Source organism: Candidatus Palauibacter sp. (assembly GCF_965222475.1).
Taxonomy (GTDB): domain Bacteria; phylum Gemmatimonadota; class Gemmatimonadetes; order Palauibacterales; family Palauibacteraceae; genus Palauibacter.
The window spans coordinates 458,452-473,708 of the sequence record NZ_CBDCUB010000008.1; the positions used below are offsets into that span (position 1 = coordinate 458,452).

A 15,257-nucleotide genomic window follows, 5' to 3' on the forward strand; every position below is an offset into this window, starting at 1 on the left:
AACGATGGCGCGGTTGGCCCGTGGCGTCGACCCCGGCAGCGTCTCTGGACGAATGTGGACGGGACAGGTAGCGTGAACGGGCGCGGCACGGTACAGGATCGGCAAGGAGATACAGCCATGACTGGGAAGCAGCGGACCCTCATCCTGGGTGCGGTCGCGGGCGTCGTCATCGCGCTCGCGTGCGGTCAGGCGGCGATGGACGACGGAGCCTCGGCCAGCACGGGACAGGGTGTCGAGGCGCCGATGTTCGAGGTGGACCCCTTCTGGCCGAAGCCGCTGCCGGATCACTGGGTGCTCGGATCGGCGATCGGAGTCGGGGTGGACTCCCGCGACCACGTGTTCATCATCCACCGCGGCAACCTCACCGAACACACCGAAGGCGGGGCCGACGCCGACCCGCCGATCGGCGAGTGCTGCCGGGCCGCGCCCCCCGTGCTCGAGTTCGATCCCGAGGGCAACCTCGTGAATTCGTGGGGCGGCCCCTCCGACGACTACGTATGGCCGGGCTCGAACCACGGGATCACCGTCGACCACATGGACAACCTGTGGATCGGCGGCAACGGCGGGAGTGACTCGCATATCCTGAAGTTCTCGCGCGACGGCGAGTTCCTGGCGTCCTACGGGGAGCCGGAGGTCGGGGAGGAGCCTGACAGCAACAGCGAGACGCGCTTCAACCGCGTCGCCAAGCTGGCCTTCGACGCCGAGGCCAACGAGGCCTACCTCGCCGATGGGTACGGCGGGCGTCGCGTCGCGGTGCTCGACGCATCGACCGGCGCCTTCAAGCGCCACTGGGGCGCGTACGGAAACGTCCCGGACGACACGCCGACGCCGCGCTACGATCCGGACGCCCCGCTGATCCAGCAGTTCCGGACGCCCGTGCACTGCGCCGAGCCGTCGCTCGACGGCTTCGTGTACGTATGCGACCGTCCCAACGACCGCATCCAGGTCTTCCAGACGGACGGCACGTACGTCGATGAGGTGCGGATCGCGCCGCGCACGCTGGGCGACGGGTCGACGTGGGACATCGCCTTCTCGCGCGACCCGGAGCAAAAATACATGTACCTGGCGGACGGGAAGAACATGCGGGTCTACATCATGGACCGCGCCACGCTCGAGATCCTGACCAGCTTCGGCGATGGCGGCCGGCAGCCAGGCCAGTTCTTCGCGGTCCACAGCATCGCGACGGACTCGCAGGGCAACATCTACACGACCGAGACCTACGAGGGGAAGCGGGTCCAGAAGTTCGTGTACATGGGCATGGGCCAGGTTTCCGCGGAGAACCAGGGTCCGCCCTGGCCGCGCGGCGAGCAGTAGCCGGGCCGGTCGCGTTTCACGGCCGGACTCACAAGGGACGGGGGCGCCTCTCTCGGGGACGCCCCCGTTTTCAGTCCCGCGAGGAGGGACCATGAACAGGAAGCGTCGAACCCTTACTTGTGGCTTGTTCGCGGGCGTCGGTATTGCGCTCGCCTGCGGGCAGGCGGCGATGGACGACAGTGGCTCGGCCGCGGCGGGATCGGGCGTCGAGGCGCCCATGTTCGAGGTGGATCCGTTCTGGCCGAAGCCGCTGCCCGAACACTGGCTGCTCGGCTCGACCGTCGGCGTCGGGGTGGACTCCCGCGATCACGTGTTCATCATCCACCGTCGCGCCTCGATCAATCCGGGCACCGAACTGGGAGCGGAAGCGGATCCGCCGACCAGTGAGTGCTGCCGCGCCGCGCCCGAGGTGCTCGAGTTCGATCCGGAGGGGAATCTCGTCAACTCGTGGGGCGGTCCCTCCGACGGGTACGTGTGGCCGGAGTCGAACCACGGGGTCACCGTCGACCACATGGACAACGTGTGGATCGGCGGCAACGGAGGAAGCGATTCGCACATCCTGAAGTTCTCTCGCGACGGGGAGTTCCTGGCGTCGTACGGCCAACCGGCGTTGGGGCAGGAGCCCGACAGCCACAGCGAGACGCGCTTCAACCGGGTGGCCAAGGTCGCCTTTGACGCCGAGGCCAACGAGGCATACGTCGCCGATGGCTATGGGGGACGCCGCGTTGCGGTGCTCGACGCGTCGACGGGCGCCTTCAAGCGCTACTGGGGCGCCTACGGCAACGCGCCGGACGACACGCCGACGCCGCCCTACGATCCGGACGCGCCACCTCCCCAGCAGTTCCGCACGCCGGTCCATTGCGCCGACCCCTCGCTCGATGGGCTGGTGTACGTATGCGACCGAGCCAACAGCCGGATCCAGGTCTTCCGGCGGGACGGGACGTTCGTCGACGAGGTGGGGATCGCCCCCCGTACGCTGGGAGCAGGGTCCACCTGGGACCTCGCATTCTCGCGCGATCCCGAACAGCGGTACATGTACGTCGCCGACGGTTCGAACCACCGGGTCTACGTCATGGACCGGGCCTCGCTCGAAGTCCTGACCACGTTCGGCGATGGGGGTCGGCAGCCGGGACAGTTCATCGGCGTGCACAGCATCGCAACGGACTCGGAGGGCAACGTCTACACGACCGAGACGTACGACGGGAAGCGCATCCAGAAGTTCGTCTACATGGGCATGGGCAGTGTGCCGGCCGAGCAGGGCCCCCCGTGGCCCGACGGGCAGTAGGCCGCTGGCGCGGCGAGCCGACGCCACGATCCGGGCACCCGCGCGCTTCGGGTCGCTAGAAGACCGAAGCCTGTAGCCGCGTGTACAGATAGCGGCCGTTGAAGCCCATCGCCGATGTAGAGCGGTAGGGAAAGATCCCGCCCAACGCGTCCACGCGGGTCGGGAAGGCGTCGAAGAGGTTCTCACCGCCCACCGTCAGCCGCCATTCGCCGCCGATCGCCCACGTCGCCGCCGCGTCGAAGGTGACCTTCGGCTCGAGGCGGCGGATTCGGTTCGGGTGTTCCCCTCTCCCGAACGCGCGCAGTTCCTCCTGCGCGCCGTAGACGTTGGCGCCGAGTCCGAACCGGAAGGCGCCGGTCGAGAGTCCCGCCCGGAAGGCGCCGCGCCAGTCCGGGAGGCCTTCCTCGAGGTGGAAGACATCGAACGCGTCGTAGATCGCGGAGGTCTCGTCCCTGAGTACCGGGTTCTCCTCCACGCAGGCCGCAATGTCGTCGCCGGGGCAACGTCCCTTCACCTGGCTCCAGTTCGCCGCCCCCCCGAGCTCGAGCAGGGACGCGTCGCCGATCCTCCGTCGCCAGTCGACCGCCGCGTCCACCCCGTAGGCGCGGACGTCGAGCGCGTTCGAGAAGAACCGGATCGATTCCGTCCCGTAGTCCGCCAGCAACCGCTGGACACGCTTGCTCGAGAGCGGGTTCGACAGGATGATGGCGCCGTCGACCTCCGTCACGTATCCGTCGACCGTGAGGTGAAGGTTGTCCGTCGGCGTCAGGGCGAAGCCGGCGCTCAGCGAGCGCGACCTCTCCATGGTGAGCGGGACCGCGCCGAGGGCCCTCGCCTGGGCTGTCTCCAGGGGAAACTCGCCCACCTCGAATGGAGTCGGGTTCTCCGGATCGTCGGGATCCTCCCGGCGGCCCGCCGTGATGTGTCCGTAGTGGGACTGGCTCAGTGCGGGCGCCCGGAAGCCGGTCGAGGCTCCGGCCCGAAAGATGACGTCTTCCGACAGCCCGAGCCGGGCGGCGAGCTTCCCGCTCAGCGCGCCTCCCAGGTTGTCGTAGCGCTCGTAGCGCGCGGCCGCCGAGACCAGGATCCGGGGCAGCAGAGGCGCCTCGAGTTCCCCGTACGCGCCGAGGTTGGAGCGGCCCCTGCGCCCGGCCTGCGCCGGTCGAAAGCCGGTGAATCGCTGGGAGCCGGAGGCCGCGATGCCGCCGCTCTGGCTGGCGCGGAAACCATCGGCGTACGACGCCCTCTCACCCTCGATCACGAGGTAGTGGTCGCGCCGGAACGAGGCTCCGAGCGCGAGCGTGGCGTCGCCTCCTCCGAGCCCCAGGTCGAGCCGCCGCCACACGTCGGTGTTCGCCAGGAAGTGGCCGTTCTCGAGCGAGCCGGCGTAGAACCGCGTCCTGTTCCGTATCCCGGGGTCGTCGCGTGTCCCGGAGATACCGTCGGCGCGGGGCGCGCACGCGGCCTCGAGACAGGGACCGAGGGAAGGGTTGAGCGTGTCGAAGAGGTCGATGTCGACGCGGTTCGAGCCGTATTGCGCGCTCACGTCCCAGTTCCAGCCGCGCTCCGTCCCCCGCACGCCCGCGACGCCGAAGAGGTCACGCGTGTCGGAATCGAACGTCGGGAGGAAGCCGAACGGATGGATCTGCGGCCAGTTGCGGTCGTCCATCGACCGCACGTAGAGATCCGAATGCCGCTCCCGGCGCTTGCTGAAGCCGCCGAACGCGTAGAGTTGCGCCGCGTCCGGGGCGTCTCCGAGCGGAAGCTCGAAGTTCGCGAGGAACATCCGGCCCGTGGACTCGCCATCCCCCCACCGGTGGGTCGGTTGCGGGACCTCGTTGTTCTTGCGGATGACGGATCCGTGGTCCACGAAGTCGGCATCGCCGGGGACGATCTGGTCGCGCGGATCGGCGCCCGCGCGGTTCGTGGGGTCTCGCTGGGTGAGTCCGCCCGTGAGGTTGAGCACCCCGCGGGGGCCGATCGCGATCCCCCAGTGTCCCGACAGGTCGTAGCGCGACCCGTCGTCGTCCCATTCGTCCGGAAAGTGGTGTCCGACCGAGGCGATGAACTCGGGTGCCGAGACCGTATTCCTGAGTCGCAGATTGATGACGCCGGCGATCGCATCCGACCCGTATTGAGCCGCGGCCGCGTCGCGCAGGATCTCCATGCGACTCACGGCCTGTAGCGGGAAGGCGTTCATGTCGACGCCGCTCGAGCCGGCGAAGGCCCCTCCGCCGGACGTGTGAACGACGGCCGTGGCGTGGCGGCGCTTCCCGTTCACCAGGACCAGCGTGTGGTCCGGCGACAGTCCGCGCAGCTGGAACGGCCGGACGCCCGACGTGAGGTCCGCCCCCTGTCGGCGCGGGAAGTAGACCGAGGGCGCGAGTTCGTTCAGCGCCGCGGCCATTTCCACCTGCGCGCTCTCGGCGATCCGCCGGGCCGGGTGGAAGTCCACCGCCACGCCCAACTCGTCCGGAGCGCCGTGCGGGGCCCGCGACCCGATCACGCGAGCGGTGCCGTTCACGGGGACCTCCGCCCCGATCGCAAAATCCCGGTGCGCCCGCCGGCCGGTCGTGACCCGCACCTCCGCCTCGACCCCAACGAACCCGGCGCCCTCCACGCGAACCGTCCGGATCCCGGTCGCAACGTCGTCGATGAGGTAGCGTCCCTGCCGGGAGGTCAGCGTGCCGAGCGGCGTACCGGCGACCGCGACCCGCGCCCCCGCGAGCGGGCGCCCGTCGTCCGCGAACACCCGGCCGCCGACGCTCCCCTGTGCCGAAGCGCCGCGGGGTGCGGCCGCCACGAGAAGCAGGGCCCCGAGAGCGAACCGCGCGCATCTCACGCCGGACGGCGCCACCGCCCGTTACCCGCCGACGTTCTCGAACAGGAAGAGGAGGTCGTCGATCTCGTCGATCCCCGTGATGTCGAGGTCCCCGTCGTTGTCCCGGTCGTGGAGGATCGCACAGGACGCCGCGGTCCGGGCCGCGAGTACCTCGGGGCGTCTCAGGAAGCGTCCCCCGGCGTTCTCGAAGATCACGAAGTGGCCGCTGTCGAAGTCCGACGTGAGGATATCGAGATCTCCGTCTCCGTCGAGATCCCCCGCGTCGATCGCGAGGGGGAAGCCGTCCAGCGGGTGTTCCTCGGCGAGGGACAACGCCCCCTCCGGCCCACCGCGAAGGATCGCGAGAGAGGCCGCGGCGCCGTTCACCGCGGCCGCGTCGACCCGCCCGTCACCGTCCAGGTCTCCCGACGCGAGCATCCACGCGTCCCCGGATCGGATCCGTCCCAGCGCCTCGAAGGTGCCATCGCCCCGCGAGGCCAGCGTGATGACCTCGTCCGAGCGGCGGGTGCCAATGAAGACGTCCATCAGCCCGTCGCCGTTCACGTCGCCGGGGGCGCAGGACCACTCGCCGTCCCCGACGTCCATGGTGCCGGTGCGCGAGAAGGTCCCGCCGGAGTTCCGGAACAGCGCGACGCGGTTCGCGTTGAACGCGGTGGCGACGAGATCGGCGTCGCCGTCGTTCTCGAAGTCGACCAGGCAGACGCCGCGCACGCCCTCGCCCACATTGAGATTCTGCACGTGCGTCATGCCGCCGGCTCCATCGCCGAAGAACACGGCGGCGAGCGAGCCGCGCGCGTTCCCGACCACGAGGTCGATGTCGCCATCGCCGTCGAGGTCCGCACCCTCGTTGGTGCTCGGGTCGACCCCGCCCGGCACGGGGACGATGGTGAAATCTCCGTAGCCGCCGGCCCCGTCGTTGAGGAAGATGCGGATGTCTACGGACCGTTCGTTCGGCAGGATGAGGTCCGACCAGCCGTCCCCGTTCAGGTCCCCGGCGTAGGCCCCGTACGTCTGGATATGGGCCTCGCCCGGCCGCCGCACCGGCAGGGTGGCGACGCCGCGCTGGGCGAACGAGCCGGGCGCGGAGGCGGTGCGGAAGGTCCATGTATGTCCGAGGCCGAACTCGCCCTCCGTCCCCCCGTACGAGCCGGCCACGAGCGTCGCGGTGACCTCTTCGCCGGCCGCGAAGGGTTCCGATGGACGGATGCGCAGCGTCCGATCCTGTTCTCCGAGTTCGAGCGCGACCTCGACCACGCCGGACCAGCGCCCGAACACCCTCACATCCAGTACATCCGCGTGGGATCGATCGAGGGGCCGGTCGAAGCTGATGAGAAGGTCGCCGTCTCGCGGAGCGGCCCGGGCGTTGGGGGTCGGCGTCAGCGACTGGACGGCGACAAGCGGGAGCGGTTGGGGAACCGGGTCGGGCGGCGTGACGGGGTCACCGCAGGCGGCCAGGCAGACCGCCATTGCGACCCCGGGCGACAGCGTGCCGGGGGCCGAGTCACGGGTTTTGGTCATGGGCGCATCCTCCGCGGGTCGCCGGGAAGATGCTCTACCGCCGGATGCAGGGACAGTTCGCGAATGGAGGAAGGACTGCTGGAGGAGGGGAGAGAAATCCCGCGCTGCTATCAGCGGCCGAACCAGCCCATCCGGCGTCCGCCGGTTCCCGCGCCGCCGAGGCCCCAGCCGCGTCCTCGGCCGGGCAGGCTCAACCCGGTGCGGATCCCGGCTCCCGCGGAGCCCGCGGTGATGCAGTCGGTGCCGACACCCGAGATGGTCACTCCGCCGCCTCCGAAACCTCGCCCGGAAGCGCTCGAGGTCCAGCGGTCACCCTGGCCCGGAAAGGCCCCGGACTCGGGTCTGCGCCGCAGTATGCCCCGATTGCTCGCCGGCGCCTCCGCCGCGGGCTCACCGAGCGCTGGCAGCGCCAGCGGGGATTCGGGGATGGCCACGAAGGCGAGCAGACCGGCAGTCGACGTCCCCACCCCTCGCACCGATACCGAAGGGAGTTCGGCGGGCAGGGTGGCCGCCGGCGCGGCGGCCTGCCCGGATGCCCCGGCCGACGAACCCGCCGATCCACCGGACGGAAGTACGCCGGGCGGCCGGATCCGGACCACCTCGATGACCCGCTCCGATGCGGGCGCGATCTCCGGACCCGGGCGGTCGAGGCCCCCGGCGGCATGTCGACTCTCGGGGATCCCCACCGTGACCCACGCGAGCAGCGCGGCGTGAAACAGCGCGGAAACGGCCAGCGAGATGGCCATGCGCCCGCGAGCCCGGGGTCGGCGCCATCTGGCGCCACCCGAACGTCCGTCTGCCGCTGGAGACATCCGTCGCATTGAACCTCCGCCGACCGTGTGCCCGATCGCTCTGCGAGCGCTGATGCGCACCTTCCCTGTGCGAGGACGACCGAACCCGGTTTCGGGTCACATCGAGCCGCGCCCGCCTCCCGCACGCTGTACGCCGCGCGAGCCGGGCGCAAGATTCCGGGCTGAACTCCAATCGGGGACTCTTGAAGGAGAACGCACCAAAGTGGCACACCCTCGCTTCTCTCGACCGACGCCGCGAATCGCGAAGACCCTCCTCCTGCTGCCGCTTCTCGGCTCGACGGCGACACCGGCCGCGGGAGGCCAGGAGGCCGATGAGCGGTATCTCGACCTCGTCGAGTGGCGCTCGATCGGCCCCACTCGGGGCGGCCGCGTGCTCGGCGTCGCCGGCCACCCCACCGACGATCTCGTGTTCTATCAAGGGAGCGCCGGCGGAGGGGTCTGGAAGACGGAGGATGGCGGGGCGAACTGGCGCAACGTCTCCGACGGCTTCTTCGGTACGGGCTCCGTCGGGGCCGTGGAGGTCAGCCGCTCGAGCCCCGAGGTCGTGTACGTCGGGATGGGGGAGACGTGCATCCGCGGCAACGCCTCGCACGGCGACGGCGTCTACCGATCCGACGATGGCGGCGCCAGCTGGCGTCACCTCGGGCTGTCCGAGACGCTTCAGATCGCTCGCGTCCGCGTACACCCCGGGAACCCCGACATCGCGTGGGTGGCGGCGCTCGGCGACGCCTGGGGCCCGAGCGAGGCGCGCGGCGTCTACCGCACCCGCGATGGCGGCGCGACCTGGGAGAAGGTGCTGTATCGCGACGAGAACAGCGGTGCGATCGATCTCGTCCTCGATCCCGCGAACCCCGACATCCTCTACGCGTCGCTACTGGAACTGCGGCGCTTCCCGTGGGGCTTCCGCAGCGCGGGGCCCGGCACCGGGCTCTTCAAGAGCACCGACGGCGGCGACACCTGGACCGAACTGACGGACAACCCGGGCCTCCCGTCCGGTCTCAAGGGACGGATCGGGATCACCGTCTCGCCCCGGAACTCCCAGCGGCTGTGGGCGATCATCGACGCGGCCCGCGGCGTGAAGGGGATCTTCCGCTCGGACGACGCCGGCGCGACGTGGACCCGCGTCAACGAGGACGCCAACCTTCTCCAGCGCCCGTGGTACTACCACCACATCGTGGCGGATCCCGGCGATGAGAACACGGTCTTCGTCCTCAACGTCTTCCTGTGGAAGTCGACCGACGGCGGCGAGACCTTCTCGCGCGTCTTCACGCCCCACCCGGACCACCACGACCTGTGGATCGATCCGGACGACCCCCGCCGGATGATCAACGGGAGCGACGGCGGCGGCGCGGTGAGCTTCGACGGCGGCCTCTCCTGGTCCAGCCTCCTGAATCAGGCGACCGCGCAGCTCTATCACGTGATCGCCGACAATCAGACGCCGTATCGCCTCTACGCCTCGCAGCAGGACAACACGTCGATCTCCGTCGCCAGCCGTTCGGACTTCGGCCGCATCTCCATCGAGGACTGGTACACGGTCGGCGGGGGCGAGGACGGATACATCGCGATCAATATCGAGGACCCGAACATCGTGTACGCGGGCGATCACCACTGGGTGTACCGCTACGATCACCGCAACCGGCAGGTCCGCGACATCTCCCCGAATCCCGAGACCCACTACGGCTGGGGTTCGGCCGACATCAACTACCGCTTCTGGTGGACCTATCCGGTGATGACGTCTCCGCACGATCCGGCTGTCCTCTACGTGACCTCGCAGCATGTGCACCGCACGCGGGACGAAGGCCACAGCTGGGAGGTCATCAGCCCGGACCTCACGCGTGCGGATCCCCGCACGCTGGAGCCGACCCCGTCCACGAAGACGAGGAGACGGGAGAGTACTGGGGGCCGATTACGCGTGAGGCGTACGGCCCCGAGTGGTACGCGACGATCTTCGCCTTCGCCGAATCGCCGGTTGAGCCCGGGCTGCTGTGGGCGGGGTCCGATGACGGGTACATCCACGTGTCGCGGGACGCGGGCGCCAACTGGGAGGACGTGACGATCCCCGACCTGCCGGAGTTCGCGCTCATCTCGATCCTCGAGCCGTCCGCGCACGACCCCGGGACCGCGTACGTGGCCGCGACGCGCTACAAGCTCTCGGACCACGCGCCGTACCTCTACCGGACGACCGATTACGGGGAGACGTGGACGCAGATCACGACGGGGATCCCGGATGACGATTTCACGCGCGTGATCCGCGAAGATCCGGGGCGGGCGGGACTCCTGTACGCCGGGACGGAGCGCGGGGTCTACGCCTCGTTCGACGCCGGGGACTCCTGGCAGCCGCTGAGCCTCAACCTGCCGGTGGTGCCCATCCACGACCTCGTGCTGCGGGATGGAGACCTCGCAGCGGCCACGCACGGGCGCTCGTTCTGGGTGCTCGACAACGTCGAACTGCTGCACCAGTTCACGCCCGGCGAGACCGCCGAGGCGCTGCGGCTCTTCCGCCCGCGCACGACGATCCGCTACAACCCCGGGGCCTCGCCCGCCGCGCTCTTCTCGGCCATGGGGCGGCCGGGGGCCGGCGACCCGGCGGGCGCGAATCCGCCGGACGGCGCGGTGATCCCGTACTACCTGGCGGAGGCGGCCCCGGAGGCGGTCACGCTTCGAATCCTCGAGGACGGGGCGCTGATCCGGGAGTTCTCCAGCGCGTCGACTCCGGAGTCCGGGGGACCGAACTTCTTCGGCCAGTCGGCGGGTGGCGGCGGGCTCTCGGCGGAAGCCGGGGCGCACACCTTCGCGTGGGATCTGCGCGTGGAGCCGGCGCAGGTGCTCGACGATGCCGTCTTCCAGGGCAGCGCGACCGGCCCCCGTGTACCGCCCGGCGACTATACGGTCGAACTGGCCATCGGCGACCTCGTGCTCTCACAGCCCTTCTCGATCGTGCGCGACCCGCGGGTCGACGTCACCGACGGGGAACTCCGGGAACAGTTCGAGTTCCTGCTCGAGGCGAGGGACCGGCTCACCGAGACGATGGAACTCGTGGGCAGGATCCGGGACATGCGCGGCCGCGCCGAGCAGGCCGTCGAGCGCGGAGGGGGAGGAGACCGCCTGCGGGCCGCGCTCGCGGAGTTGAACGACCAACTCTATCCGGTCGAGGAGCGCCTCGTGCAGTACCGGGCCCGCGCCGGCCAGGATCTGATCGCGAATGCCACCGGCATCGACAGCAAGCTGGCCCGGCTCATGGGATTCGCCTCGATGGGAGACGGCCCGCCCACGCAGGGGCAACTGGATCTGCTGGCGCGGCTCGCCGAGGGCATCGAGGCGCGCGCGGCCGCCATCGACGAGATCGAGCGCACGAGCTACGCCGAACTCGCGCGTCTCGTCCCCTGACGGTGAGAGCCCCGCGGTGCGGACGCCCCGGGCTGTTAGCCCCGGCCGCGGGTCGTGATCACGATCGCGCCGACGTATCCGGCGCCGCCGTAGCGGGCGGAGGCTTGCGTGCGCGACAGGATCTCGATCCGGCTCACTTCATCGATCGACATCTCGCGGATCGCGTTAACGGCATCGGGTTCGCGCCGCTCGTTGATGCGCACCACGACGGACTGCATCCGGGAGACCGACCAATTGCTTGCCGTCACCGACTGGAGGAGGATTCTCTCTCCGCCGCTGCGGCGGTCGAACCGGAGGAGCGAGTGCTGGCGCAAGAGCTCGTACACGGTCATCTCGGGGAAGGCGAGAAGATCCTCGCCGCGGATGATCTCGGAGCCGAGGACTCGACTCCGGCCGCCGCCACCCGAGGCGAGGGACCCGACCTCGAGGCGCTCCTCGGCCTCGCCGGTCAGCGAGATCTCCACATCCTGCTGGGCGAGCACGGCGCTCGTGGTGTACGGAACCTCGGGGCCGCGCCGGTCCGCGAAGATGGCCCGCAGCGAGACTTCCGTGTCCTTCGGGAGGCCGCAGATGGTGTAGAAGCCCTCCATGTTCGTCTGGGCCTCGGCGCGCTGCCGGGCATCGCCCTCTACCCAACTCACCGCTACGGTCCCGCCGGGCACGAGGGTTTCCGCCTCCGGATCGGTCACGAAGCCGACGACGGCCGCCTCCGTCTCCTCGTTGCCGCCGGGACAGAAGTCGGCGAACGACTGGGCCGCCGCCGATTCCGCGACGACGAAGAACAGGGCGGGCGCCGCAAGGCGCGCGAAAGATTTCGGCATGTCGACCTCTTTGCTCATGGCTGGCCCCGGGCGTCATGCCGTGGGGCGGTGCGGGGACTGGTTAGCGGCCGCGTGTCGTGATCGCGATCGCGCCGACGAACCCGTCGCCTCCGTAGCGGGCGGAAGCCTCGGTGCGCGACAGGATCTCGATCCGGCCCACCTCATCGATGGACATCTCCCGGATCGCCGCGACGCCGTCGGCCTCGCGCCGTTCGTTGATCCGCACCTGGATCGCCTGCAGCCGTCCCGCCCGGAGACTCGAAGTCGCCGACGTGAGGAGGATGACCTCCCCGACCCCGCTGCGGCGGTCGAACCGGAGGAGCTGGTGCTGGCGCAACAGGTCGTACACGCTCATCTCGGGAAGGTCGAGAAGATCCTCGGCCCGAATGACCTCGGAGCTGAGGATCCGGCCGCGGCCGCCACCCGCGGCGAGCGACCCGACCTCCTGCCGCGTGTCGGGCTCCGCGGTCAGCGAGATCTCCAGATCCTGCTGGGCGAGCGGGGTGGCCGTGGTGTAGGGGACCGCCTCTCCGCGCCGGTCCGCGAAGATGGCCCGCAGCGAGACTTCCGTGTCCTTCGGCAGGCCGCAAATGGTGTAAACGCCCTCCATGTTCGTCTGCGCGTCGGCGCGCTGCCGGGCGTCATCCGCCACCCAGCTCGCCGCGACCGTCGCGCCGGGTACGATCGTCCCGGCCTCCGGATCGGTCACGAAGCCGACGACGGCAGCCTCCGTCTCCTCGTTGCCGTCCGGGCAGAACTCCGCGAACGACTGGGCCGCGGCCGTATTCGCGAGGACGAGGAACAGGGCGGGCACCACAAGGCGCGCGAACGATTTCCGCATGTCGACCCCTTTGCTCATCGCTTGTCCTCGGACGCTGCCCGCCGGCCGGACGGAATATCGCGGTGCGGGCGGGCCTCGGACCCTTTAGGATACTCCGAGTCCGATTTGCGTTGTACGGGCCGTCGGCGCGCCGGCGACCCAGGGTCCGAACGACCATATCTACGCTGTTACCCCTCAACCTGTTTCGGGTGCCGCTCACAGTGCCACGGAGGGAGTCCTGAGCAAGATCGCCCGACGCGACTTCGTGCGTCAGGCCGGACGCCTGGCAGGGGCCGCGGCGGTCGCCCCTTCGCTGGCGGGGCTCGCGGCCTGTGCCGGCCGGGCTTCCGTCCCCGGATCCCCTTTGCCGACCGTCGGCTATGGACCGTTGCGTCCTGCGGGAGGGGAACTGGCGCTTCCGGAGGGCTTCTCCTACGCCGTGCTCAGCGTGGAAGGGCGCGTGATGTCGGATGGGAGGCCGACGCCGCGTGCCCACGACGGGATGGGCCTGTTCGCGGTCAGCGACGATGTCGTCCGCCTCGTGCGCAATCACGAAGACCAGGATCCGCCGGGCGTCGCGGCGCCGCTGGTGTCCCCGGAGCTGGCGTACGATCCGCTCGCAGGTGGCGGTACGACGACGCTCGAGGTCCGGCTGGACCCGGACGGCCGCCCGACCCTGCTGCGGGACTTCGTGAGTCTGGGCGGGACGACGATAAACTGCGCGGGCGGCGTGACCCCGTGGCGCAGCTGGCTGTCATGCGAGGAGACGACGTTCGGCCGCGGGCGCGGCTGGTCCGTCCCGCACGGATACGTGTTCGAGGTCCCCGCGGACGCCGACGAGCCGGTGGAGGCCGTGCCGATCCCGGAGATGGGACGGTTCGTGCACGAAGCGGTCGCGGTGGACCCCGAGACGGGGTTCGTGTACGAGACGGAAGACTACAACCGGCGCGCGGGGTTCTACCGCTTTCGGCCCCGAACTCCGGGCTTCCTGGCGGGCGGGGGTACGCTGGAGATGCTCGCCGTACGCGGCCATCCGCAAGCGGACCTGCGGACGGGCCAGCGGCCGGGAGAGTGGCGTGAGGTGGGATGGGTCCCGATCCGGCGTCCGGACCCGCCCGAGGCGGAGCGGAGCGCGACGACCGCGTGGGCCGAGGGACACGCGGCGGGCGGGGCCCGATTCTCCCGGCTCGAGGGCTGCTGGTACGACGACCGGAGCATCTACTTCCACGCGACCAACGGCGGCGACGCGCAACTGGGGCAGGTGTGGCGCTACGACCCCGCGGAGGAGGGGCTGGCCCTCGTCTTCGAGTCTCCCGCCGAGGATGTTCTCGACGGCCCGGACAACCTGACGGTGAGCCCGAGAGGCGGGATCCTCATCTGTGAAGACAACTTCGGCTCGACCCACCTCCGGGGGCTGGCGCCCTCGGGAGAGATCTTCCCGTTCGCCCGGAACCTCCTCAACCACCGCGAATTCGCGGGTGCCTGCTTCAGTCCCGACGGACGGACGCTGTTCATCAACCTGCAGGGGGACACGATCTCGATGGGACCGGGCCACCTCGGCCACACGTTCGCGATCTGGGGGCCCTGGGAGCGCGGGCCGCTGTGAGCGCGGCCGGCGGCTCGGCGCCGGCGCGCCGGGCCCACCGCATGATGGTCCTGACGCTCGCGGTCGCGCTGCAGGGCTGCGCGCCGTGGGCCACGCGGCCGGTCACGGACCCCGACCCCGGCGTCTTCGTCGTCGGCTGGACGCAGACCGGCGTCGCGTCGTGGTACGGGGAACCGTTCCACGGCCGTCCGGCGGCGGCCGGCGGCATTTACGACATGGACGCGATGACGGCCGCGCATCGCATGGTCCCCTTTGGAACGCGCCTCCGCGTCGACAATCGCGACAACGGCCGCACCGTCGAACTCGTGGTGAACGATCGCGGCCCCTTCGTGCGGGGACGCATCCTCGATGTGTCGCGCGCCGGGGCCCGGGCGCTCGGCATGATCGGACCGGGGACGGCGCGGGTCCGCATCACGATCCTGGAGACGGGGGACGCGGTCTCCGCGCGCGGCGGCTGCGTCCTCGTCCAGGTCGCCTCCTACCGGGAGCGGGCGAGCGCCGAGGCGAAGCGCGGCGAGGTCGCGCAGGCGGGCTTCGACGCCTCTATCGAGCCTTACGAGGACCTGTACCGTGTCGTGGCCGGCCCCTTCGCGGAGGAGGCCGCGGCGCGCGGCGCGGCCGAGGCGCTGGGCGGATTCCTTCGCCGATGCTGACGGCCCGGGCGAGGTCCGGTCGGTGATGTGACCTGATCCGCTGTTCAGTCGTTCTATAACCGTATGCGGCCGGAAAGGGGGCCGTCAGGCACGCGCGCGGCGCATAGCGGCGGCCCGGCGGCGCCGGTAGCTTGCGGCACTCCGACCTGCTCAGAGCCAGGGGTGCCACCCGCCCCGCCGGGGTCCAGGAACCCGGGGC

The 15,257-nt window shown here is 70.3% G+C and carries 11 protein-coding genes; 6 read left to right on the plus strand and 5 right to left on the minus strand.

Going from position 1 to position 15,257, the window contains the following annotated elements:
- The first annotated feature begins 117 nt into the window (after positions 1-117).
- Positions 118-1,314: a hypothetical protein gene (locus tag ACOQPP_RS17490; protein WP_419167495.1), complete on the plus strand. Its 1,197-nt coding sequence runs from the start codon at positions 118-120 to the stop codon at positions 1,312-1,314.
- A 91-nt stretch (positions 1,315-1,405) separates the two neighbouring features.
- On the plus strand, positions 1,406-2,599 hold the full coding sequence (locus ACOQPP_RS17495; protein WP_419167494.1) for a hypothetical protein: 1,194 nt from the start codon (positions 1,406-1,408) through the stop codon (positions 2,597-2,599).
- A 55-nt stretch (positions 2,600-2,654) separates the two neighbouring features.
- Here the strand turns inward: ACOQPP_RS17495 and ACOQPP_RS17500 are convergent, their stop codons facing one another.
- The 3 genes from ACOQPP_RS17500 to ACOQPP_RS17510 form a co-directional block, all read right to left on the minus strand.
- Positions 2,655-5,441, minus strand: a complete 2,787-nt coding sequence (locus ACOQPP_RS17500) for a TonB-dependent receptor (RefSeq protein ID WP_419167493.1) — start codon at positions 5,439-5,441, stop codon at positions 2,655-2,657.
- A 21-nt stretch (positions 5,442-5,462) separates the two neighbouring features.
- Positions 5,463-6,959: an FG-GAP-like repeat-containing protein gene (locus ACOQPP_RS17505; protein WP_419167492.1), complete on the minus strand. Its 1,497-nt coding sequence runs from the start codon at positions 6,957-6,959 to the stop codon at positions 5,463-5,465.
- A gap of 110 nt (positions 6,960-7,069) precedes the next feature.
- Positions 7,070-7,705 (minus strand): hypothetical protein, encoded by a 636-nt coding sequence (locus tag ACOQPP_RS17510; RefSeq protein ID WP_419167491.1) that lies wholly within the window; start codon positions 7,703-7,705, stop codon positions 7,070-7,072.
- 268 nt (positions 7,706-7,973) lie between these two features.
- Here ACOQPP_RS17510 and ACOQPP_RS17515 point away from each other — a divergent pair, with 268 nt between their 5' ends.
- Positions 7,974-9,824 (plus strand): WD40/YVTN/BNR-like repeat-containing protein, encoded by a 1,851-nt coding sequence (locus ACOQPP_RS17515; RefSeq protein WP_420637100.1) that lies wholly within the window; start codon positions 7,974-7,976, stop codon positions 9,822-9,824.
- On the plus strand, positions 9,788-11,158 hold the full coding sequence (locus tag ACOQPP_RS17520) for a WD40/YVTN/BNR-like repeat-containing protein (RefSeq protein ID WP_420637101.1): 1,371 nt from the start codon (positions 9,788-9,790) through the stop codon (positions 11,156-11,158). Before ACOQPP_RS17515 ends, ACOQPP_RS17520 begins: the two co-directional genes overlap by 37 nt.
- Before the next feature lie 35 nt (positions 11,159-11,193).
- On the opposite strand, the gene ACOQPP_RS17525 is transcribed toward ACOQPP_RS17520, so the two are convergent.
- A complete protein-coding gene (locus ACOQPP_RS17525) occupies positions 11,194-11,979 on the minus strand; it encodes a hypothetical protein (RefSeq protein ID WP_420637102.1) in 786 nt (261 codons plus the stop codon).
- A gap of 61 nt (positions 11,980-12,040) precedes the next feature.
- A complete protein-coding gene (locus ACOQPP_RS17530) occupies positions 12,041-12,838 on the minus strand; it encodes a hypothetical protein (RefSeq protein ID WP_419167488.1) in 798 nt (265 codons plus the stop codon).
- A 349-nt stretch (positions 12,839-13,187) separates the two neighbouring features.
- Here ACOQPP_RS17530 and ACOQPP_RS17535 point away from each other — a divergent pair, with 349 nt between their 5' ends.
- Together ACOQPP_RS17535 and ACOQPP_RS17540 are read left to right on the plus strand one after the other, a co-directional pair.
- Positions 13,188-14,405 (plus strand): alkaline phosphatase PhoX, encoded by a 1,218-nt coding sequence (locus tag ACOQPP_RS17535; protein ID WP_419167487.1) that lies wholly within the window; start codon positions 13,188-13,190, stop codon positions 14,403-14,405.
- The gene (locus tag ACOQPP_RS17540) at positions 14,402-15,058 is read left to right on the plus strand and encodes a septal ring lytic transglycosylase RlpA family protein (RefSeq protein WP_419167486.1); all 657 of its coding nucleotides are present in this window, start codon (positions 14,402-14,404) and stop codon (positions 15,056-15,058) included. The genes ACOQPP_RS17535 and ACOQPP_RS17540 overlap by 4 nt, the downstream gene beginning before the upstream one ends.
- Positions 15,059-15,257 lie beyond the last annotated feature (199 nt).